Source organism: Alcaligenes sp. EGD-AK7 (assembly GCF_000465875.3).
In the GTDB taxonomy this organism is placed as follows: Bacteria; Pseudomonadota; Gammaproteobacteria; order Burkholderiales; family Burkholderiaceae_B; genus Alcaligenes; species Alcaligenes phenolicus.
In genome coordinates, this window is the sequence record NZ_AVOG02000017.1 from 1 (window position 1) to 1,269 (window position 1,269).

Consider the following 1,269-nt stretch of genomic DNA (forward strand, 5'->3'; position numbering starts at 1 on the left):
GGGCCTGACGGAAGACCAGGCCAAGGCCCAAGGCATCAAGGTCAAGAAGGGCCTGTTCCCCTGGACGGCCTCGGGCCGCGCCATTGCCAACGGCCGCGACGAAGGCTTCACCAAGCTGCTGTTCGACGACAGCCCCGAAGCAGGATCAGGAGACGGCCATGCTGGCCGGGGCCACGGCAAGATCCTGGGCGGTGGCATGGTCGGCACCCACGCGGGCGACATGATCGGAGAGATCGCGCTGGCTATCGAGATGGGTGCGGACGCAGTGGACATCGGCAAGACCATCCACCCGCATCCGACGCTGGGCGAGAGCATCGGCATGGCGGCGGAAGTGGCGCATGGCAGCTGCACGGATGTGCCGCCTGCGCGCAAGTAAGTCCGCAGCCAAGCTACCCTGACAAGGCCCGAACTGGCGACGGTTCGGGCCTTGTGCTTTGCGTACCCAAACAATCGCCGCAGAATACTGTGCATTTGTACAGCATTCATGTCAGCCACTTCCAAGCCCAAGCTCTACAACCCACGCCACCCCGAACGCACGCTGCTGTACCAAACGGTAGCCGAGCACTACGAGACCTGGCTAGAGTTGGCCAGCGCGGGTCAGTTCGACGGCCAGGGCGACCACCACACCCCCAAGCCCTTCGTGCGCAAAGCGTTTGCCAAGTATCTTGAGTGCGGCATCTTTGCCCATGGCTTTGCCCGCGCTCGCTGCGGCGACTGTGGGCACGACTACTTTGTAGCCTTCTCCTGCAAAGGCCGGGGAGTCTGCCCCTCGTGCACCACCCGGCGCATGGTGGAGACAGCAGCGCACCTGAACGATCACGTATTCCCCCGCCTGCCGGTGCGCCAGTGGGTGCTCTCCGTGCCCAAGAGGTTGCGGTACTTCATGCAACGCGACGGAGCGGTGCTGAGCATGGTGCTGCGCATCTTTCTGCGGGTGATCGCACAAACTCTGCAGACCCACAGCCCCGGTGCGGCCCATATGGACAAGGCAGGCCTGCACATCGGTGCCATCGCCTTCATTCACCGATTCGGCTCCAGCCTCAATGAACACGTCCACTTCCACGTTTGTGTGGTGGACGGGGTGTTTGAGGAAGTGGAGGGCGAGGGCGATGCTGATGCGACCCCTCGAATCTCATCGCCGGGTGTCATCTTTCACGCGGCCACCGGCATCGATGCGGCTACCGTGGCCCCAGTGCAGACCACACTGCAAAAACGCATCCTGCGCGCCTTCGTTGCTCGGGGCCTGCTGGAGAACTGTGACGCCAAAGA

General features: G+C 63.3%; 2 pseudogenes. Both read left to right on the plus strand.

Features of this window, described 5'->3' with window-relative positions:
• Nucleotides 1-376 (plus strand): annotated as a pseudogene (locus N879_RS10875) (dihydrolipoyl dehydrogenase); the annotation flags it as partial.
• A 108-nt stretch (nt 377-484) separates the two neighbouring features.
• Nucleotides 485-1,269 (plus strand): annotated as a pseudogene (locus N879_RS10880) (IS91-like element ISPps1 family transposase); the annotation flags it as partial.